The 19,693-nt window shown below is 35.1% G+C and carries 36 protein-coding genes; 1 reads left to right on the forward strand and 35 read right to left on the reverse strand.

The window, feature by feature from the left end; genetic code table 11:
- Positions 1-125 precede the first annotated feature (125 nt).
- The 35 genes from rpsI to rpsJ form a co-directional block, all read right to left on the reverse strand.
- Positions 126-518 carry a 30S ribosomal protein S9 gene (rpsI, locus tag CM54_RS06530; RefSeq protein ID WP_002443706.1) on the reverse strand — a complete coding sequence of 131 codons (393 nt, stop codon included), beginning with the start codon at positions 516-518 and terminating at the stop codon, positions 126-128.
- A 19-nt stretch (positions 519-537) separates the two neighbouring features.
- Positions 538-975, reverse strand: a complete 438-nt coding sequence (rplM, locus tag CM54_RS06535) for a 50S ribosomal protein L13 (RefSeq protein WP_002432528.1) — start codon at positions 973-975, stop codon at positions 538-540.
- A gap of 259 nt (positions 976-1,234) precedes the next feature.
- Complete coding sequence (gene truA, locus CM54_RS06540) at positions 1,235-2,038, reverse strand: tRNA pseudouridine(38-40) synthase TruA (RefSeq protein WP_002432901.1); 804 nt, start codon at positions 2,036-2,038, stop codon at positions 1,235-1,237.
- Positions 2,039-2,041: 3 nt separating this feature from the next.
- Positions 2,042-2,848 carry an energy-coupling factor transporter transmembrane component T family protein gene (locus CM54_RS06545; protein ID WP_037549973.1) on the reverse strand — a complete coding sequence of 269 codons (807 nt, stop codon included), beginning with the start codon at positions 2,846-2,848 and terminating at the stop codon, positions 2,042-2,044.
- Positions 2,838-3,698 carry an energy-coupling factor transporter ATPase gene (locus CM54_RS06550; protein ID WP_037549975.1) on the reverse strand — a complete coding sequence of 287 codons (861 nt, stop codon included), beginning with the start codon at positions 3,696-3,698 and terminating at the stop codon, positions 2,838-2,840. The genes CM54_RS06545 and CM54_RS06550 overlap by 11 nt, the downstream gene beginning before the upstream one ends.
- A complete protein-coding gene (locus CM54_RS06555; RefSeq protein WP_023351309.1) occupies positions 3,695-4,504 on the reverse strand; it encodes an energy-coupling factor transporter ATPase in 810 nt (269 codons plus the stop codon). Before CM54_RS06555 ends, CM54_RS06550 begins: the two co-directional genes overlap by 4 nt.
- 490 nt (positions 4,505-4,994) lie before the next feature.
- The gene (gene rplQ / locus CM54_RS06560; protein WP_002432926.1) at positions 4,995-5,363 is read right to left on the reverse strand and encodes a 50S ribosomal protein L17; all 369 of its coding nucleotides are present in this window, start codon (positions 5,361-5,363) and stop codon (positions 4,995-4,997) included.
- Positions 5,364-5,379: 16 nt separating this feature from the next.
- Entirely contained in the window at positions 5,380-6,324 is a 945-nt protein-coding gene (locus CM54_RS06565) for a DNA-directed RNA polymerase subunit alpha (RefSeq protein WP_002453783.1), read from the reverse strand.
- A 76-nt stretch (positions 6,325-6,400) separates the two neighbouring features.
- Complete coding sequence (gene rpsK, locus CM54_RS06570; RefSeq protein ID WP_000101625.1) at positions 6,401-6,790, reverse strand: 30S ribosomal protein S11; 390 nt, start codon at positions 6,788-6,790, stop codon at positions 6,401-6,403.
- Positions 6,791-6,812: 22 nt separating this feature from the next.
- Positions 6,813-7,178, reverse strand: a complete 366-nt coding sequence (rpsM, locus tag CM54_RS06575; RefSeq protein WP_002432712.1) for a 30S ribosomal protein S13 — start codon at positions 7,176-7,178, stop codon at positions 6,813-6,815.
- Between the two features lie 22 nt (positions 7,179-7,200).
- Positions 7,201-7,314, reverse strand: a complete 114-nt coding sequence (gene rpmJ, locus CM54_RS06580; protein ID WP_001829709.1) for a 50S ribosomal protein L36 — start codon at positions 7,312-7,314, stop codon at positions 7,201-7,203.
- Between the two features lie 31 nt (positions 7,315-7,345).
- Positions 7,346-7,564: a translation initiation factor IF-1 gene (infA, locus tag CM54_RS06585; RefSeq protein ID WP_001829792.1), complete on the reverse strand. Its 219-nt coding sequence runs from the start codon at positions 7,562-7,564 to the stop codon at positions 7,346-7,348.
- Positions 7,565-7,752: 188 nt separating this feature from the next.
- A complete protein-coding gene (locus tag CM54_RS06590) occupies positions 7,753-8,400 on the reverse strand; it encodes an adenylate kinase (RefSeq protein WP_002432905.1) in 648 nt (215 codons plus the stop codon).
- 17 nt (positions 8,401-8,417) lie between these two features.
- Positions 8,418-9,710 (reverse strand): preprotein translocase subunit SecY, encoded by a 1,293-nt coding sequence (secY, locus tag CM54_RS06595; RefSeq protein ID WP_002432720.1) that lies wholly within the window; start codon positions 9,708-9,710, stop codon positions 8,418-8,420.
- Positions 9,710-10,150 carry a 50S ribosomal protein L15 gene (rplO, locus tag CM54_RS06600; RefSeq protein ID WP_001829796.1) on the reverse strand — a complete coding sequence of 147 codons (441 nt, stop codon included), beginning with the start codon at positions 10,148-10,150 and terminating at the stop codon, positions 9,710-9,712. Before rplO ends, secY begins: the two co-directional genes overlap by 1 nt.
- A gap of 16 nt (positions 10,151-10,166) precedes the next feature.
- Entirely contained in the window at positions 10,167-10,346 is a 180-nt protein-coding gene (gene rpmD / locus CM54_RS06605) for a 50S ribosomal protein L30 (RefSeq protein ID WP_002432330.1), read from the reverse strand.
- Between the two features lie 16 nt (positions 10,347-10,362).
- Positions 10,363-10,863: a 30S ribosomal protein S5 gene (rpsE, locus tag CM54_RS06610; protein WP_002432477.1), complete on the reverse strand. Its 501-nt coding sequence runs from the start codon at positions 10,861-10,863 to the stop codon at positions 10,363-10,365.
- A 20-nt stretch (positions 10,864-10,883) separates the two neighbouring features.
- The gene (gene rplR, locus CM54_RS06615) at positions 10,884-11,246 is read right to left on the reverse strand and encodes a 50S ribosomal protein L18 (RefSeq protein ID WP_002432656.1); all 363 of its coding nucleotides are present in this window, start codon (positions 11,244-11,246) and stop codon (positions 10,884-10,886) included.
- A gap of 31 nt (positions 11,247-11,277) precedes the next feature.
- Entirely contained in the window at positions 11,278-11,814 is a 537-nt protein-coding gene (rplF, locus tag CM54_RS06620; RefSeq protein WP_002432506.1) for a 50S ribosomal protein L6, read from the reverse strand.
- A 25-nt stretch (positions 11,815-11,839) separates the two neighbouring features.
- Positions 11,840-12,238: a 30S ribosomal protein S8 gene (gene rpsH, locus CM54_RS06625; protein WP_002432853.1), complete on the reverse strand. Its 399-nt coding sequence runs from the start codon at positions 12,236-12,238 to the stop codon at positions 11,840-11,842.
- 31 nt (positions 12,239-12,269) lie between these two features.
- Positions 12,270-12,455 (reverse strand): type Z 30S ribosomal protein S14, encoded by a 186-nt coding sequence (locus CM54_RS06630; protein WP_001829713.1) that lies wholly within the window; start codon positions 12,453-12,455, stop codon positions 12,270-12,272.
- A 23-nt stretch (positions 12,456-12,478) separates the two neighbouring features.
- Positions 12,479-13,018: a 50S ribosomal protein L5 gene (rplE, locus tag CM54_RS06635; protein WP_002432757.1), complete on the reverse strand. Its 540-nt coding sequence runs from the start codon at positions 13,016-13,018 to the stop codon at positions 12,479-12,481.
- Between the two features lie 25 nt (positions 13,019-13,043).
- Complete coding sequence (gene rplX, locus CM54_RS06640) at positions 13,044-13,361, reverse strand: 50S ribosomal protein L24 (RefSeq protein ID WP_002432326.1); 318 nt, start codon at positions 13,359-13,361, stop codon at positions 13,044-13,046.
- 40 nt (positions 13,362-13,401) lie between these two features.
- Positions 13,402-13,770: a 50S ribosomal protein L14 gene (rplN, locus tag CM54_RS06645; RefSeq protein ID WP_002432661.1), complete on the reverse strand. Its 369-nt coding sequence runs from the start codon at positions 13,768-13,770 to the stop codon at positions 13,402-13,404.
- A 30-nt stretch (positions 13,771-13,800) separates the two neighbouring features.
- Positions 13,801-14,064, reverse strand: a complete 264-nt coding sequence (gene rpsQ, locus CM54_RS06650) for a 30S ribosomal protein S17 (RefSeq protein WP_002432741.1) — start codon at positions 14,062-14,064, stop codon at positions 13,801-13,803.
- 24 nt (positions 14,065-14,088) lie between these two features.
- Positions 14,089-14,298 carry a 50S ribosomal protein L29 gene (gene rpmC, locus CM54_RS06655; protein WP_000644737.1) on the reverse strand — a complete coding sequence of 70 codons (210 nt, stop codon included), beginning with the start codon at positions 14,296-14,298 and terminating at the stop codon, positions 14,089-14,091.
- Positions 14,288-14,722: a 50S ribosomal protein L16 gene (gene rplP / locus CM54_RS06660; RefSeq protein ID WP_002432945.1), complete on the reverse strand. Its 435-nt coding sequence runs from the start codon at positions 14,720-14,722 to the stop codon at positions 14,288-14,290. The genes rpmC and rplP overlap by 11 nt, the downstream gene beginning before the upstream one ends.
- A gap of 2 nt (positions 14,723-14,724) precedes the next feature.
- Positions 14,725-15,378, reverse strand: a complete 654-nt coding sequence (rpsC, locus tag CM54_RS06665; protein WP_002432339.1) for a 30S ribosomal protein S3 — start codon at positions 15,376-15,378, stop codon at positions 14,725-14,727.
- Between the two features lie 23 nt (positions 15,379-15,401).
- Entirely contained in the window at positions 15,402-15,755 is a 354-nt protein-coding gene (gene rplV / locus CM54_RS06670; protein WP_002432623.1) for a 50S ribosomal protein L22, read from the reverse strand.
- Positions 15,756-15,782: 27 nt separating this feature from the next.
- Positions 15,783-16,061: a 30S ribosomal protein S19 gene (rpsS, locus tag CM54_RS06675; protein ID WP_001829710.1), complete on the reverse strand. Its 279-nt coding sequence runs from the start codon at positions 16,059-16,061 to the stop codon at positions 15,783-15,785.
- Between the two features lie 67 nt (positions 16,062-16,128).
- Positions 16,129-16,962: a 50S ribosomal protein L2 gene (rplB, locus tag CM54_RS06680; RefSeq protein ID WP_002432890.1), complete on the reverse strand. Its 834-nt coding sequence runs from the start codon at positions 16,960-16,962 to the stop codon at positions 16,129-16,131.
- A gap of 31 nt (positions 16,963-16,993) precedes the next feature.
- The gene (rplW, locus tag CM54_RS06685; RefSeq protein ID WP_002432715.1) at positions 16,994-17,269 is read right to left on the reverse strand and encodes a 50S ribosomal protein L23; all 276 of its coding nucleotides are present in this window, start codon (positions 17,267-17,269) and stop codon (positions 16,994-16,996) included.
- A complete protein-coding gene (gene rplD / locus CM54_RS06690; RefSeq protein ID WP_002432772.1) occupies positions 17,269-17,892 on the reverse strand; it encodes a 50S ribosomal protein L4 in 624 nt (207 codons plus the stop codon). Before rplD ends, rplW begins: the two co-directional genes overlap by 1 nt.
- A 29-nt stretch (positions 17,893-17,921) precedes the next feature.
- The gene (gene rplC / locus CM54_RS06695; RefSeq protein WP_002453788.1) at positions 17,922-18,584 is read right to left on the reverse strand and encodes a 50S ribosomal protein L3; all 663 of its coding nucleotides are present in this window, start codon (positions 18,582-18,584) and stop codon (positions 17,922-17,924) included.
- A 27-nt stretch (positions 18,585-18,611) separates the two neighbouring features.
- Positions 18,612-18,920, reverse strand: coding sequence for a 30S ribosomal protein S10 (gene rpsJ / locus CM54_RS06700; protein ID WP_001118667.1), 309 nt, complete (start codon positions 18,918-18,920; stop codon positions 18,612-18,614).
- A 353-nt stretch (positions 18,921-19,273) separates the two neighbouring features.
- Between rpsJ and CM54_RS06705 the strand changes: the two genes are divergently transcribed.
- Positions 19,274-19,681, forward strand: a complete 408-nt coding sequence (locus CM54_RS06705; RefSeq protein WP_002432654.1) for a hypothetical protein — start codon at positions 19,274-19,276, stop codon at positions 19,679-19,681.
- Positions 19,682-19,693 lie beyond the last annotated feature (12 nt).

A 19,693-nucleotide genomic window follows, 5' to 3' on the forward strand; every position in this document is an offset into this window, starting at 1 on the left:
ATAAAATAAAAAGTTATAAACGACAACACTCGGATTCTAATTACTTATTTCTATAACTAATGATAATTGAAAATAAAAAAAACACTTCCCAAATAATGGGAAGTGTTTTTGTACGTTCGCCAAAATTAACGTTTTGAGAATTGAGGAGAACGACGAGCTTTTTTAAGACCTGGTTTTTTACGTTCTTTCATACGTGGGTCACGAGTAAGTAATCCAGCGCGTTTTAAAGAACCTCTGTATTCAGGGTCAGCTTCTAATAAAGCACGAGCGATTCCGTGACGGATAGCTTGAGCTTGTCCAGTGAAACCACCACCGTGAACGTTTACTAAAACGTCATAGTTACCTTTAGTTTCAGTAACATCGAATGGTTGGTTTAAGTCTAAGATTAATGATTCGAATGGTAAGTAGTCACGTACGTCACGGTTATTAACTGTAATGTTACCTTCACCTGGTACTAAACGTACACGTGCTACTGAGTTTTTACGACGGCCTGTACCTTTATATTCAACTTGTGCCAATGTAATTTCCTCCTTCTAATTAACCACGTAACTCGTAGTTTTCTGGTTGTTGTGCAGCGTGTGGATGTTCAGCGCCACCATATACAAATAATTTTTTACCTTGTTTTTCACCTAAGCGTGAACTTGGTAACATACCTTTGATAGAAGTTTCTAATAAACGTTCTGGGTTTGTTCTTCTTAATTCACCAGCTGTGATTGATTTTAAACCACCTGGGTGATTTGAATGACGGTGGTACATTTTATCTTGTTCTTTATTACCAGTGAATTCGATTTTTGAAGCGTTGATGATGATTACATAGTCACCAGTATCAACGTGTGGTGTATAAGTTACTTTATTTTTACCGCGTAAGATAGCAGCTACTTCAGATGATAAACGACCTAATGTTTGGCCTTCAGCATCAATAACATACCATTTGCGCTCAATGTTTGATTCATTTGCCATAAATGTTTGACGCATAATAATTGTCCTCCTAAAAATAAATGCTTCATTCTTAATTGTTTTGTTAATTGATCACATTCGAACCTATGATCAGAAAACGCACAATTTTAATATTTGTTACGATTTAAAAGCGTAAGATTTCATTTATTTTATTAACTGTTGTTCTACTTTGCTTATATATCTAGTAACACAATAAGTTTCCGGGGCTTATCGTGGGGTGATATAAAACAATACCGTTAATAATCTTATAATTTCACAATGCTTTTGTCAATGACATTCAGTCATTTTCCAATGATTTTTTAAGATGTATTTTAATATCATTTCCAAACTCTTCTGTTAAAGATTCTGGCGACAAATAAATCTTTTCTAAGTATAGTCCTTCTGCCGGAGCAGTAAAAGGCACATTGTTTCTATTTTTTTCTTCAAGTAGTTGCGGGACTTCGTCGGGTTGTCGCTTCCCTTTTCCCACCTCTATTAAAAATGCTACAAGAACACGAACCATGTTATAAAGAAATCCAGAACCAGTAACCACATAATCAAAACCTGTCTCAGTTTGAACCACTTCACTTTGGTATAACGTTCTTACTTTACTTTCCACTTCCGTTTTCTGAGAACAAAACCCCGTAAAGTCATGTGTACCAATAAAATGATGCGCAGCTTCATTCATTTTTGATAAATCTAAATCACTATTTATAAATGTTTCGAGACCACTTTTAAAGGGATTACGATGTTCACCTTGATAAACTTTATAGCGATATCTCTTGCCGACACAATCATATCTACAATGAAAGTTTTCTTCTACTGTTTGAACGTTTTTGACGTAAATATCATCAGGTAAAAAACGATTCATCGCATATTGCCATTGTTGATTATCTATATTTAACTCAGTATCAAAATGGAAAAATTGTTGATACGCATGCACCCCTCTATCTGTACGACTGGTAGGATGAATTCGTACATGCCGTTTATGCATACGTTTTAAAATCTTTTCAAATTGTTGCTGTACAGTTCTTCCTTGTTGTTGGATTTGAAATCCTAAAAATTGATTACCCTGGTATGCTATTTCTACTAAAATTCGCAATGTCTACACTCCTGAGAACTTAATAATATATAGGATAATTGCAATTGGTATTAATGTTAATAAAGCAAATGTATCTCTTAGACGCCAATGTAATAACCTATAACTCGTACGTTTAACATTCATATCATATCCTCTAACTTCCATCGCTATTGCTAATTCTTCGGCTCTTTGGAAAGCCGAAATAAATAACGGAATCATTAAAGGGATGAATGCTTTTATTCTCGTTACTATACTACCTGAACTTATTTCGGAACCTCTTGATTTCTGAGCTAAGATAATTTTTTCTAATTCATCCATTAACGTAGGAATAAATCTTAATGCAATGGACATCATCATGCTTAATTGATGCACTGGCACCTTAACTAGCTTTAGAGGTGATAATAATCTTTCAAATGCATCAGTCAAATCTATAGGGCTAGTAGATAATGTCATTATTGTCGCAATCATAACAATAAATATAAGTCTTAGAGAGATATAGATACCTTCAAGAACACCATCAGATTCTATTGTAAGGATTCCACAATGAAAAAGTATCTTACCCCCATTAGTAAAGAAAATATGCATAAAAAAAGTAAATATTAAAAAGAAAAATATAGGCGTGAGACCTTTCATTAAAAACCCGAATGGTATTTTAGCTAATTTCATAAAAACAATTATAAGTAAAAATATCCATGCGTAAGTTCCAAACGAATGGCAAAAGAAAATATAGACTATAAACACAAAAACAAAGATAAGTTTTGCTCTAGGATCAAGATGATGTACAATCGAATGATTTGGGAGATAACGTCCAATGATTAATTTATTTTTCATTCTGCCACTCCCTATATAAACTCGCAAATTCTTCTTCGTTTAACGCTAATTTAGGTAAAGTAGTATTATACTTATATTCAAAGTCTTTTTGTAATTTTACTATGTTGGGCAAAGTAATATGCCAATCTTCTAATTGGCTTGTAGACCTAAATAACGCTCTCGGCTCTTTAGTTTCTACCACTCGCCCTTTATTTAGGACTATGACCTCGTCAGCATAACGTGCGACATCATTCATGTCATGTGAAACAAGAATGATTGTCTTATTTTCTTCTATTTGGATGCGTTTAATTAAAGACATGATTTGTTTTTTACTTTGTGGATCTAAACCTGCTGTCGGCTCATCTAAAATAATAACTTCAGGATTCATAGATAATATAGATACGATTGCTATTTTTCTCATTTGCCCGCCAGACATTTGAAAAGGAGAAAGAGACATAATATCTCTAGAAAAACCTAAATCTAATAATAATTGATAAGACTTTTTCTTTACCTTTTCTAAGTCCAATTTAAAATTTTTAGGGCCAAACTCTATTTCTTTTTCTACACTATCTTCAAATAATTGAGATTCAGGAAATTGGAAGACCATTCCTACCTTTTTACGAATAGGTCTTAAGTATTTATCTTTAGTTTTATGAGATATTTCTATTTCATCAAATGTAATAGACCCTTTTGTTGGTTTTAAAAGTGCATTGATATGCTGAATTAAAGTAGATTTGCCACTACCTGTTTGACCGACTATAGCGTAATAATTACCTTGTTCAAATGTTAAATTGACATCTTCTATTGCATTATACTCATATGGCGTTCCTTTTTGATAAGTGTAGCTGACATTATTCATCTGTATAGTCATAACTTTTTGACCAACCCTTCGTAAGTAACAAATGACGAATCGAAACCTAATCGTTGATTTATTTTCATAGAGAAAGGTAAATCCAAACCTATAGCAGTAAGTTCATCTGTATATTTAAATATTTCTTGAGGGGACCCCTGTTTGAATACCGTTCCATTATTCATCACGATAACATTATCTGCTTCAATAACTTCATCTAAATCATGCGTGATTGAAATAATCGTAACGTCATTATCCTCTTTAACTTCATGAACGAGTTTTAAAAGTGATGCCTTTGCATTAGGATCAAGCATTGTCGTCGCCTCATCTAAAATTATAACAGACGGGTTTAGTGCTAGAACTCCAGCTATAGCAACGCGTTGCTTCTGCCCTCCTGAGAGCGAATGTGGTTCATAATCAGCTTTATCTAACATATCTACTTCCGATAAGGAACGATCGACAATCTTTTGCATCTCATCATGAGGTACGGCATGATTTTCAAGGCCAAATGCCACATCAAACTTTACTGTAGAACCAACAAATTGATTATCAGGATTTTGAAATACAATACCTATGTGATTTCTAACTTCTTGAATACTATTAATATCAATTTTTTTATTTTTAAATAGTATATGTCCTTCATTAGCTTTCTCAATTCCGACTATTAATTTAGCAATAGTTGATTTACCTGACCCATTGTGTCCAACAATTGAAGTCCATTTTCCAGAAGGAATTGTAAAACTAACGTTATTTAATGTAAAAGCCGCATCACTTTGATACTGAAATGATACATTATTAAATTCAATGATATTATCAAGACTTTTCACATTAAACAACTCCTTAAACTCGAATATTGAATATTACTTTAAATATTTTACAATAATTCAATTTATCTGTATATCACATATGAGTTATTTACATCGAACTAAATAGGTATTAGATAAAAATAAAAAGCTGGGACATATAGCATTAAAAATGTCTCAGCTTAAATAAAAAAATAAGTGACTGATATTAAGTCCGAATGACTATAACCTCTATATAATATCAGTCTTATTTACTAAAATTGGACAACGAAATAGAGGTTAAAACTGAATTTTTAGTCCAATTCAAATAAAAAAGCGCGCACCCCATCAAATTGTTGAGTTCACGCTTATAGAAAATATTTAGTTAGATGGGGTACTCTGAGCTAGACAATATTTGTATGTGGCAAACATTATCGTTGCACTCATTTGCTTTATATATAAGTAGTAAGTGTATTTATTAAGGTAAGGGTAAGGATAATGAAATCTAATTGTAAATTATCCTACCCTATTTAAATTATACTAATTCGATAATTACTGATTCAGCACCGTCACCGCGACGTGGGCCTACTTTAAGGATACGAGTATAACCACCTTGACGTTCATTATAACGTTCAGCGATTTCACCGAATAATTTTTGAAGAGCAGTTTGTGTTGATTCATCTTCATTTAAGATTTCAACATTACGTAAAGTTTTAGCTGCATTACGACGAGAAGCTAAATCTCCTTTTTTACCTAAAGTGATTAATTTCTCTACAACACTGCGAACTTCTTTAGCACGAGCTTCTGTAGTTTCGATACGTTCACTTACGATAAGAGATGTCGCTAAGTCACGTAACATTGCTTTACGTTGATCAGAAGTACGACCTAATTTTCTGTAACCCATGAGTTAACCTCCTTTATCAATCTTCTTTTCTTAATCCTAATCCTAAATCTTCTAATTTATATTTAACTTCTTCTAGAGATTTACGACCTAAATTACGCACTTTCATCATGTCAGCTTCAGATTTATCAGCTAACTCTTGTACAGAATTGATTCCTGCGCGTTTTAAGCAGTTATATGAACGTACTGATAAGTCTAATTCTTCGATAGACATTTCAAGTACTTTTTCTTTTTGATCTTCTTCTTTTTCAATCATGATTTCAGCATTTTGAGCTTCATCAGTTAGACCTACAAAGATATTCAAGTGTTCAGTCATTATTTTAGCTGCTAATGATACTGACTCTTGTGGAGTGATTGAACCGTTAGTCCAAACATCTAAAGTTAATTTATCAAAATCACTACTTTGACCTACGCGTGTATTTTCTACAGTGTAGTTAACACGTTCTACAGGTGAATATAGTGAATCAACAGGAATTACACCAATTGGTAAATCACTAGTATTATTCTGTTCAGCTAATGCGTAACCTCTACCCTTATTAGCAACAAGACGCACTTTAAGATGTCCACCTTTAGACACTGTTGCGATTTTAAGTTCTGGATTTAAAATCTCAACATCGCTGTCGTGAGTAATGTCACTTGCAGTTACTTCGCCTTCATCTTTAACATCGATTTCAAGAGTTTTGTCTTCTTCAGAGTAAATTTTTAATGCTAATTTTTTAATGTTCATAATAATTGTTGAAACATCTTCTACAACATTGTCTACTGCTGAAAATTCGTGTAAAACTCCTTCAATTTCGATGTACTTAACGGCTGCACCTGGTAATGAAGATAGTAGGATACGACGTAAGGAGTTTCCTAGTGTAGTACCGTAGCCACGCTCAAGTGGTTCAACAACGAACTTACCGAATTTAGCATCTTCACTAATTTCAATTGTCTCAATTCTAGGTTTTTCAATTTCTATCATTTACAAATATCCTCCTTAAATACGTCGACTAGATTTAAACTGTTTGCTCAGTGACCTGTAACAATACAATCATAAATTAGACGCGACGACGTTTTGGTGGACGACAACCGTTGTGAGGTACTGGAGTAACGTCTCTAATTGCAGTTACTTCTAATCCTGCAGATTGTAATGCACGGATAGCTGATTCACGGCCAGGGCCAGGTCCTTTAACTGTTACTTCAACAGTTTTTAAACCATGCTCCATAGCTGATTTAGAAGCTGTTTCTGAAGCCATTTGTGCTGCGAATGGTGTTGATTTTTTTGATCCTTTGAATCCTAATGCACCAGCTGATGACCAAGATAATGCATTACCGAATTCATCAGTGATAGTTACGATAGTATTATTGAATGTTGAACGGATATGAGCTACACCGTTTTCAATATTCTTTTTCACTCTACGTTTACGAGATACTTGTTTACGTGCCATTATTTTTTGCCTCCTTTACCTATTATTTTTTCTTATTAGCTACTGTTTTAACTGGGCCTTTACGAGTACGTGCGTTGTTTTTAGTTTTTTGACCACGAACTGGTAAGCCACGACGGTGACGAATTCCACGGTATGATGAAATTTCCATTAAACGTTTGATGTTTAAGTTTTGTTCACGACGTAAGTCACCTTCTACTTTGTAGCTATCTACAACTTCACGAATACGACCTAATTCGTCATCAGTTAAATCTTTAACGCGAGTATCTGCTGATACGTTAGCTTCTTCAACAATTTTGTTAGCAGTTGAAGTACCGATACCATAAACGTATGTTAATGAGATAACAATGCGTTTTTCACGTGGGATATCCACTCCTGCAATACGTGCCATATTAATTTACACCTCTCTTTTATTAACCTTGTCTTTGTTTGTGCTTAGGATTATCACAAATTACCATTACTTTACCTTTACGTTTAATGACTTTGCATTTTTCGCAAATTGGTTTTACTGATGGTCTTACTTTCATTTTTATACCTCCCTATATTATGGAGTGACGATTATTTATAACGATAAGTAATTCTACCGCGTGATAAATCATACGGAGACATCTCAACAGTTACTTTGTCGCCAGGTAGAATACGAATGTAATTCATTCTGATTTTACCACTTACGTGCGCTAAAATCTCATGACCATTTTCTAATTCTACTTTAAACATTGCATTTGGTAAAGTATCTAATACAGTACCTTCTAATTCAATTACATCTTGTTTAGCCATTGATTAACTTCCCCCTTTTTGCAATAGTAAGGTAATCGTCAATAGACAACTTAACGATACGAATCTATTCGTGACTAATTAATATAAGTTTAACAAAAATACGGGAATTAAAAATCGTTATTTGTCACTCATTTTATTAAATTTTACTCAAATATTCACTAAGCAATAGACCGTATAGTGTTGATCTATTATAAATGATCTAAGATATCAATGACATCGTTGGTTACTTCTTCAATATCTTTTGAACCATCAATGTTTTTCAAGACACCTTTTTCATTGTAATACTCTAAAATAGGTTTAGATTGTTTTACATTAACGCTCAAACGATTTGATACTGTTTCTGGATTGTCATCTTCTCGTTGATATAACTTTCCACCATCGATATCGCAAATACCGTCAACTTTTGGAGGATTAAATACAAGATGATAAGTTGTACCACATTTCTCACAAATACGACGACCTGTAAGACGATTCATAAGTTCTTCCTCAGGAACTTCGATATTGATAACTGCATCAATTTCTCTATCAAGCTCAGACATAATACTATTTAATGCCTCAGCTTGTTCGATAGTTCGAGGGAATCCATCTAGTAAGAATCCTTTTTTTGCATCGTCTTCAGAAATTCTTTCTTTAACGATACCTACAGTAACTTCATCAGGAACTAATTCTCCACGATCCATATATGATTTAGCTTCTTTACCTAAATCAGTTTCATCTTTAATCGCTTTTCTGAACATGTCACCAGTAGAAATATGTGGTATTGGGAATTTCTTAACAATTTCACTCGCTTGAGTTCCTTTACCTGCGCCAGGTAAACCCATTAAAATGATATTCATAAGTGCCCTCCTACAAATTATCTACCACCAAAGCCTTTGTACTCTTTTTGAGTCACTTGAGCTTCTAATGTCTTCATAGTTTCAATAGCTACCCCGATAACAATTAATAAGCTCGTACCACCAATTTGAATTGATTGTGGTAAGCCCATAAATTTAGTTGCTACTATAGGTAAAATAGCTATAACTGCTAGGAATATAGAACCTACAAATGTCAGTCTGTAAAGAACTTTAGTAATATATTTTTTGGTTTGTTCACCAGGTCTTATACCTGGGACATAACTACCTTGCTTTTTAAGGTTATCAGCCATCTTTTCAGGATTAACTTGAACAAATGCATAAAAATATGCAAAAGCAATAATTAATACAATATAAACAATCATTCCAATATTACTTGATGGATTAGCAGTGTCCGCAATATTCTGTGCCCATTCAGCTTTAGGGAAGAATAAAGTCAACGTTCTTGGTAATAAGAAAAACGCCATCGCAAAGATTACTGGAATAACCCCGGCTGAGTTAACTTTTAAAGGTAGATAAGTTGCTTGTGTACCTAATCGTTGAGTAGATTGTTTCTTTGCGTATTGAATTGGAATTTTACGCTTAGCTTCAAGTACGAATATAGCACCAACCGTTAGTAAGATTAATGCTACGATTAAGCCAGCAATTTTTAACCATGCTAGTGAAGTATCATCTTGACCAACAAATAAAGATTGGCCAAATTGTTCTATACTAGATGGCAATGTAGATAAAATCCCAGCAAAGATGATAAGAGAAATACCATTACCAACACCAAACTGAGTGATTTGGTCACCAAGCCAAATTAAGAAAGCTGTTCCTGCTGTTAAAACAACTGCAATCAATAAATAACTCATAATTGATTTATCCATAATCAATTTGCCACCAAGATAATTGTTAAATTGGAAAGCCATGCCTATTGATTGGATAAAAGCTAGAATAATAGCGAAATAACGTGTTACATTATTAATTTTTCTTCGACCCATTTCACCTTGCTTAGCCCACTCAGAGAACTTAGGCACAATATCCATTTGCAATAATTGCATTACAATGGATGCGGTGATATAGGGCATGATACCCATCGCAAAGATAGAGAAACGTTTCAAGGCACCGCCACCAAAAGTATTTAATAACTCAGTGGCACCTTGAGAACCCTGCGGATGGTTAAATGCTTCAGGATTTACACCTGGAGCAGGAATATACGTTCCTATTTTAAAAATTACTAACATTGCTAGAGTGAAGAAAATCTTGTTACGCACTTCTTTAGTTGTAAAGAAACGCACAAGCGTTTGAAACATTAGATCACCTCGTGTGCTCCACCTTTAGCATCAATAGCTTCTGCTGCTGAAGCTGAGAATTTATGAGCTTTCACTGTTAATTTCTTATCAAGTGAACCATTACCTAGTACTTTAATACCAGATTTTTCATTCTTAACTACACCAGATTCTACCAATAAAGCTGGAGTTACTTCAGTACCATCTTCAAATTTATTAAGTTGGTCTAAGTTAACAATAGCATATTCTTTACGGTTAATGTTAGTGAAACCACGTTTAGGTAAACGACGGAATAGAGGTAATTGTCCACCTTCAAATCCTGGTCTTACTTTACCACCTGAACGTGCTTTTTGACCTTTTTGACCACGGCCACTAGTTTTACCGTTACCAGTTGCAGCACCACGACCTACACGGTTACGTACACGACGTGATCCTTCAGCTGCTTTTAACTCATGTAATTTCATTTCGGCACCTCCTTAATTATTTTTCTTCAATTGTTAATAAATGTTTAACTTTGTTGATTTGCCCACGGATAGCAGGGTTATCTTCAACAACTACTGAACTATTAGTTTTTTTAAGACCTAATGCTTCAACAGTTTTACGTTGTGTTTCAGGACGACCAATAACACTACGAGTGAGGGTAATTTGTAATTTAGCCATAACTTATTTTCCCTCCTTAATTGTATAATTCTTCTACAGATTTGCCACGTAATTTAGCAACATCTTCTGCATTTTTTAAGTTTTGTAAACCATTGATTGTCGCACGAACCATGTTAATTGGAGTATTTGATCCTAATGATTTACTTAAGATATCAGTGATTCCAGCTAACTCTAATACCGCACGAACAGGTCCACCAGCGATTACCCCAGTACCAGGTGCAGCTGGTTTCATTAATACGCTACCTGAACCATAGCGACCAGTAATAGTGTGAGGAGTTGTACCTTCAACACGTGGAACAACTACTAAATCTTTTTTAGCTGATTCTACAGCTTTTTTGATAGCTTCAGGTACCTCTTGAGCTTTACCAGTACCGAAACCTACACGACCATTTTTATCACCTACAACTACTAATGCAGTGAAACGGAAACGACGACCACCTTTTACTACTTTAGCAACACGGTTTATCGTAACAACGCGTTCTTCAAATTCTTTAGTTTCTTCTTCTCTACGAGCCATGAATGTGTCCCTCCTTTAAATTAAAATTCTAATCCGCTTTCTCTAGCAGCGTCTGCTAATGCTTTAACACGTCCGTGGTATAAATAACCTCCACGGTCGAATACGATTTCTTTAATACCTTTATCGTTTGCTTTTTTAGCAATTGTTTGACCTACTTTAGTTGATAAATCAACTTTAGACGCAGATTCGTTTGCAATGTCTTTATCTTGTGATGAAGCTTGAGCTAAAGTTTCGCCTTTAACATCATCAATAATTTGAGCGTAGATGTGTTTGTTTGAACGATACACATTTAAACGTGGCTTTTCAGCTGTACCTGATAATTTAGTACGAACACGAGCATGTCTTTTCAAACGTACTTTATTTTTATCAATTTTACTGATCATTTCAATACTCCTTTCTTTAGAGTGTTATCTATTATTTACCAGTTTTACCTTCTTTACGGCGAACATATTCACCTTGGTAACGAATACCTTTACCTTTATAAGGTTCTGGAGGTCTTACTGAACGGATGTTAGATGCAATCGCACCAACTTGTTCTTTAGAAACACCAGATACTTTAACAGTTGTGTTTTTCTCAACAGCAAAAGTAATACCGTCTTCAGCTTTAATTTCAACTGGGTGAGAATAACCAACATTTAGTACTAAGTCATTACCTTGCATTTGCGCACGGTAACCAACACCAACAAGTTCAAGTGATTTTTCGAAACCTTGAGAAACACCTAGTACCATATTATTTAATAAAGCACGAGTTGTACCATGGTCTGTTCTATCTTCTTTAGAATCAGAAGGTCTTACAACTTCGATTGTGTTTTCTTCTTGTTTGAATGTCATTCTTTCATTTAAAGTTCTTTCTAATTCACCTTTTGGACCTTTAACAGTTACATGATTATTATCAAAAGTTACTGTTACGTCACTAGGAATGTTAATAATTTTCTTACCAACACGACTCATGTTATGGCACCTCCTTATTAATTAATTACCAAACGTACGCGATAATTTCTCCACCTACGTTACGTTTTCTTGCTTCTTTATCAGTGATAACACCTTCAGAAGTTGAAACTAATGCAATACCTAAACCATTTAATACTTTAGGTACTTCGTTAGCTTTAGCATATACACGTAAACCTGGTTTAGAGATACGTTTTAATCCTGTGATAACACGTTCATTGTTTTGACCATATTTTAAGAATAAACGAATAACACCTTGTTTATCGTCTTCTACGTATTCAACGTTTTTAATGAAACCTTCGTTTTTTAAGATTTCAGCGATTTCTTTTTTAATATTAGATGCAGGTAATTCTAACTTCTCGTGACGAACCATGTTTGCATTTCTAACACGAGTAAGCATATCTGCGATTGGATCTGTCATTGTCATTGATTGTTGCCTCCTTTCAGACTCTTAATTATTACCAGCTAGCTTTACGTACGCCAGGAATTTGGCCTTTGTAAGCTAATTCACGGAAACAAATACGGCATAATTTAAATTTACGATATACAGAATGTGGACGACCACAGCGTTCACAACGAGTATATTCACGTACAGCGAATTTTTGTTTTTTTTGTTGCTTAGCAACCATTGAAGTTTTAGCCACTTAATTAGCCTCCTTTTTAGAGATTATTTACGAAATGGCATACCGAAGTTTGATAATAACTCACGAGCTTCCTCGTCAGTATTAGCAGTTGTTACGATAACAATATCCATTCCTCTAACTTTACTTACTTTATCATAATCAATTTCAGGGAAAATTAATTGTTCTTTAACACCTAAAGTGTAGTTACCGCGTCCATCAAAAGCTGTTTTAGAAACGCCTTGGAAGTCACGTACACGAGGTAATGATACTGCAATAAGTTTATCTAAGAATTCATACATTCTTTCACCGCGAAGTGTTACTTTAGCACCGATTGGCATACCTTCACGTAAACGGAATGTTGCAACTGATTTTTTTGCTTTAGTTACTAATGGTTTTTGACCAGTAATTAATTCTAACTCTTCTACAGCATTATCTAATACTTTAGAGTTTTGAACTGCGTCACCTACACCCATGTTCACTACGATTTTTTCGATTTTAGGTACTTCCATTACTGAACTGTAGTTGAATTTTTTAACTAAGTTCTCAGTAACTTCAGAGTTATACTTTTCTTTTAAACGGTTCAAAGTGGATCCTCCTTTCAACTAGTTATTAATTATTAGATTTGATTTCTTCGCCTGATTTTTTTGCAACGCGAACTTTTTTACCATCAACAATTTTGTATCCTACTCTTGTAGGTTCGTTTGTTTTAGGGTCTAATAATTGTACGTTAGAAACATGGATTGCTGCCTCTGTTTCTAAGATTCCACCTTCAGGATTTAATTGAGTTGGTTTTTGGTGTTTTTTAATTACGTTAACACCTTCCACAACGACACGGTCTTTTTTAGGTTCAGTCGCTACAACTTTACCTTCTTTACCTTTGTCTTTACCTGCGATAACTTTTACGTTGTCACCTTTTTTGATATGCATGTGGGCACCTCCTTAAATAGTATGATTGGTAATTTTTGTATTATAGTACTTCTGGTGCTAATGATACGATTTTCATGAAGTTACCTTCACGTAGTTCACGAGCAACAGGACCAAAGATACGAGTACCACGTGGGCCTTTGTCATCACGGATGATAACACATGCATTTTCATCAAATTTGATATATGAACCGTCGTTACGGCGAACACCTGATTTAGTACGAACTACAACAGCTTTTACAACGTCGCCTTTTTTAACAACGCCACCTGGTGTTGCATTTTTAACAGTACATACGATGATATCACCGATATTCGCTGTTTTGCGACCAGATCCACCTAATACTTTAATTGTAAGAACTTCACGAGCACCAGAGTTGTCTGCTACTTTTAAACGTGTTTCTTGTTGGATCATTCGTTAAACCTCCCTTATCTCTAATCTTGATTAAATAATTACTGACTCTTCAACAATTTCTACTAAACGAAAACGTTTTGTTGCTGATAAAGGACGAGTTTCTTGAATTTTAACAATGTCTCCTAATTTAGCTGAATTGTTTTCATCATGAGTTTTGTATTTTTTAGAGTATTTTACTCGTTTACCGTATAATTTGTGAGTTTTGTAAGTTTCTACAAGAACTGTAATAGTTTTGTCCATTTTGTCTGAAACAACTCTACCTACATAAACTTTACGATCGTTTCTTTCGCTCACTTTCGTAACCTCCTCTTTCAATTATTATTGATTAGCCTTACTTTGTTCAATTTCTCTTTCACGAGCAACAGTTTTTAGACGTGCAATCGTTTTTCTTACTGTGCGAATACGTGCAGTTTCTTCTAATTGACCTGTAGCTAACTGAAAGCGTAGGTTAAAAAGCTCTTCTTTTGAAGATTTGATTTGTTCTTCGATTTCTGAAGTGGTTAAGTCTCTAATTTCCTTAGCTTTCATTTGTTTCACCACCCAATTCTTCACGTTTTACAAACTTAGTTTTTACTGGAAGTTTGTGACTTGCTAAACGTAATGCTTCACGTGCAACTTCTTCAGATACACCAGCTACTTCGAATAAGATTCTACCAGGTTTAACGACTGCAATCCAGCCTTCAACCGCACCTTTACCGGCACCCATACGTACTTCTAAAGGTTTTTTAGTATACGGTGTATGAGGGAAGATTTTAATCCAAACTTTCCCGCCACGTTTCATGTAACGTGTCATTGCAATACGAGCAGATTCGATTTGACGAGATGTGATCCAAGACGTTGTAGTTGCTTGTAAACCATACTCACCAAATGTTACGTAGTTACCGCCTTTAGAACGACCAGTTGTTTTTGGACGATGTTGACGACGATATTTTACACGTTTTGGTAGTAACATTATTATTTTCCTCCTTCACTAGTGTTCTTAGTAGGAAGAACTTCTCCACGATAAATCCATACTTTAACGCCTAATTTACCATAAGTAGTGTCGGCTTCAGCGTGTGCGTAATCGATGTCAGCACGTAAAGTATGAAGTGGAACAGTTCCTTCTGAATATTGTTCAGCACGAGCGATGTCAGCTCCGCCTAAACGACCTGATACTTGAGTTTTGATACCTTTAGCACCAAGTTTCATAGCTCTTGTTATAGCTTGTTTTTGTACACGACGGAATGAAGCACGATTTTCTAATTGACGTGCGATATTTTCAGCTACTAAACGAGCATCAATATCAACTTTTTTGATTTCAATTACGTTAATGTGTACTTTTTTATCTGTTAAAGCGTTTAATTTATTACGAAGTTTTTCAATTTCTGAACCGCCTTTACCAATTACCATACCTGGTTTACCAGTGTGAATAGCAATGTTGATACGGTTAGCAGCACGTTCAATGTCTACATGAGAAACTGATGCTTCTTTAAGTTCTTTATCAATAAATTTACGGATTTTTAAATCTTCGTGTAATAATGAAGCGAAGTCTTTTTCAGCATACCATTTCGCTTCCCAGTCACGGATAACTCCGACACGAAGTCCGATTGGATTAATTTTTTGACCCACAGTATTCCCTCCTTAGAAAGTTATTAAGCTTCTTTAGCTTCTTCTTTACCGTCACTTACGACGATTGTAATGTGGCTTGTACGTTTATTAATTGCACTTGCACGACCTTGTGCACGTGGGCGGAAACGTTTTAAAGTTGGTCCTTCATTTGCATATGCCTCTTTGATAACTAATTCATCAGTGTTCATGTCATAGTTATGCTCTGCATTTGCTAAAGCGGACATTAATACTTTTTCGATTACTGGTGATGAAGCTTTGTTAGTTAATTTTAAAATAGCAATAGCTTCAGCAGCATTTTTACCTCTGATTAAGTCAAGAACTAATCTTACTTTACGAGGTGCGATTCTTATTGTTCTAGCAACCGCTTTTGCTTCCATTAGGATTTCCTCCTCTACTTATTAAAATTATCTTCTAGTTTTCTTGTCGTCTGCAGCATGTCCTTTAAATGTACGAGTAGGAGCAAATTCACCTAATTTGTGACCTACCATATCTTCTGTTACATATACAGGTACATGTTTACGTCCATCGTATACTGCAAAAGTATGACCGATGAAGTTAGGGAAAATTGTAGAACGACGAGACCATGTTTTAATTACTTGTTTCTTTTCACTTCCGTCTTGTGCTTCTACTTTTTTCATTAAGTGATCATCGACGAAAGGTCCTTTTTTAATACTACGAGCCATTTGGGCGCCTCCCTTCTTATTGTGTGCGTGCAGCTTTTAAGCCGCACACCCAAATAAGTTGTTATTATTATTTTCTCTTACGTCCACGAACGATAAGTTTGTCTGATGATTTTTTACCACGACGTGTTTTCTTACCAAGAGTTGGTTTACCCCATGGTGACATTGGAGATGGTCTACCGATTGGTGCACGACCTTCACCACCACCGTGTGGGTGATCGTTAGGGTTCATAACAGAACCACGAACTGTTGGGCGAACGCCTTTCCATCTAGAACGTCCAGCTTTACCAACGTTAACAAGTTCATGTTGTAAGTTACCAACTTGACCGATAGTAGCACGGCAAGTAGATAAGATCATACGTACTTCACCAGATCTTAATCTGATTAATACATATTTACCTTCTTTACCTAATACTTGTGAGCTAGCACCAGCTGAACGAGCAAGTTGTCCACCTTTTCCTGGTTTTAACTCAATGTTATGAATTACAGTACCAACTGGAATGTCTTGTAGTGGTAAAGCATTACCTACTTTAATATCAGCTTCTGAACCACTTTCAACAGTTTGACCTACTTGTAATCCTTTAGGTGCGATGATATAGCGTTTTTCACCATCAGCATATACTAATAAAGCGATGTTTGCTGAACGGTTTGGATCATATTGAATTGAATCTACTTTAGCAGTGATTCCATCTTTATTACGTTTGAAATCGATAACACGGTATTGACGTTTATGTCCTCCACCATGATGGCGAACAGTCAATTTACCTTGGTTGTTACGTCCCGCTCTTTTCGGTAGCGGTTGTAATAATGACTTTTCAGGTGTTGTCTTTGTGATTTCTGCGAAATCCAAAGTAGTCATATTACGACGACCATTTGTTATTGGCTTATATTTTTTAAGAGCCATTGTCGCTTACCTCCTTATTGGTAATTTATTTTTAGTTAAATAAGTCGATTGAACCTTCTTTTAATTTAACAATCGCTTTTCTTCTTTTATTTGTATAGCCTTGATAACGGCCCATACGTTTTTTCTTAGGTTTATAGTTCATGATATTAACACTTTCAACTTTTACATCGAAGATTTCTTCTACAGCAATTTTGACTTGTGTTTTATTAACACGAGTATCAACGTCGAAAGTATATTTATCTTCTGCCATAGCTTCTGAAGATTTCTCAGTGATTACGGGGCGCTTAAGAATATCTCTTGCTTCCATTATCCGAGCACCTCCTCAACTTTTTTAGCAGCAGCTTCAGTGATTACTACACTGTCAGCGCTTGTAATATCTAAAACGTTTAATCCTTGTGCAGTTGAAACTTGTACTCCAGGGATGTTGCGTGCTGATAATTCAACATTTACATCTTCGTCTTCAGTAACAACTAAAACTTTTTTAGGTTGTTCAAGAGTAGATAAAACATTTTTGAATTCTTTTGTTTTTGGAGCGTCAAAACCGAAAGAATCAACAACTGTAAATCCATTTTCTTGAACTTTGAAAGATAATGCAGAACGTAAAGCTAAACGACGCATTTTCTTAGGCATTTTGTATGAATAACTTCTTGGAGTTGGTCCGAATACGATACCACCACCGCGCCATTGTGGAGCACGGATTGTACCTTGACGTGCACGACCTGTTCCTTTTTGTCTCCATGGTTTACGTCCGCCACCACGTACAGCTGAACGATTTTTAACAGCGTGTGTACCTTGGCGTAATGACGCACGTTGTAAGTTAATAGCTTCGAAAAGAACGCTATTATTAGGTTCAATAGCGAATACTGAATCGCTTAATTCAACTGAACCAGATTTAGATCCGTCTACTTTTAAAACATCATAATTAGCCATTATGCAATTTCCTCCTTTCGCTTCTTGAATTATTTATTACCTTTTTTAATTGAAGTTGTGATTTCTACTAAGCCTTTTTTAGGTCCAGGTACGTTACCTTTAACTAAAATTACGCTATTGTCAGTGTCTACTTGAACGACTTCTAAGTTTTGAACAGTTACAGTGTTTCCACCCATGCGACCTGGCATTTTTTGTCCTTTAAATACTCTTGAAGCGTCTGAAGCCATACCTACAGAACCTGGCGCTCTGTGGAAATGAGAACCGTGACCCATTGGTCCACGTGCTTGACCATGACGTTTGATAGCACCTTGGAAACCTTTACCTTTTGAAACACCTGTAACATCAATGATGTCACCAGTTTCAAATGTATCAACTGAGACTTCTTGACCTACTTCGTATTCGTCAACGTTAACGTTGCGGAATTCACGAATGAAGCGCTTAGGTGCTGTGTCAGCTTTTTTAGCGTGACCTTCAGCTGGCTTATTTGCATATTTATTAGATTTAGAACCTTTTTTATATGCTTGTTTGTCTTCAAATCCAACTTGGATTGCGTTGTAACCGTCAACTTCTTCAGTTTTCTTTTGTAATACAACGTTTTGGCTTGCTTCTACTACTGTTACTGGGATTAATTCACCGTTTTCACCGAAAACTTGTGTCATCCCGATTTTTCTTCCTAAGATTCCTTTGGTCATCGAAAGTCCACCTCCTAAAAATTTCTATTATAATTTAATTTCGATGTCTACACCTGAAGGTAAGTTTAAGCCCATAAGAGCATCAACTGTTTTAGGTGTTGGGTTAACAATATCGATTAAACGTTTGTGAGTACGTTGTTCGAATTGTTCACGAGAATCTTTGTACTTATGCACGGCACGAATGATTGTATAAACTGATTTTTCAGTTGGTAACGGAATTGGTCCAGAAACATCTGCACCAGAACGTTTTGCAGTTTCAACAATTTTCTCTGCTGATTGATCAATCACACGGTGATCATAAGCTTTTAATCTGATTCTGATTTTTTGTTTTGCCATAATTTTCCCTCCTTGTTCGTCTACATTTAAGTGATAGACTTCTCCACGAAAACTATCTCACACAACGCCATGGCAAAGCGGCCGGGTGTGTCAGTAACCTTTCGCTTCATCGCTTTTCATAAAGTCCAACATTAGATATGTTACATGAAAAACACCGATAAATCAAGGTTTTTCAGTAACTTTCTATATATCTGTCTAACACATACTTGATTATTGTACTTGAAATAAAGAGCTTGTTCAACCGTTTTATTGAAATTTTTTACTTTTATTTTAGTTCATTTCCTAAATGGAAACATATTAATATATTTATAACGTTAGCTTTAATATAATAGGAAGAGAATAGGAGTGATTAGATGAAAAACGGAGTTAAAATGACTTTAGCAATTTTAGGGGTTTTCCTTATCATTTGTGAATTTTTCTATGGGATTCCTTTTTTAGGTGGTAGTGTCATTTTAAGTTTTGGTTGGCAACCATTATTACTTAATGCATTCCTCTATCTTATTATTACAATTATTTTACTTGTAGATACTCAAAATTCTATTAAACCAATGGTTATTATACCGATTTTAGGTATCGTAGGATCATTTATTGCATTTATCCCAGTGGTTGGTATGGTAGTACATTGGATTTTATTCTTCTTAATGATATTTTTTGTATTCATTGTTTTATCTGCTCCAACTTATCTACCAAATAAAGATGCTCGAGTAATCTACACTCAATATAAGAACGATAATAGAGAAAAAGAAGAAATTCATAGATAAATATCACTTATA

The organism is Staphylococcus sp. TE8 (assembly GCF_000692055.1).
Taxonomy (GTDB): Bacteria; Bacillota; Bacilli; order Staphylococcales; family Staphylococcaceae; genus Staphylococcus; species Staphylococcus capitis.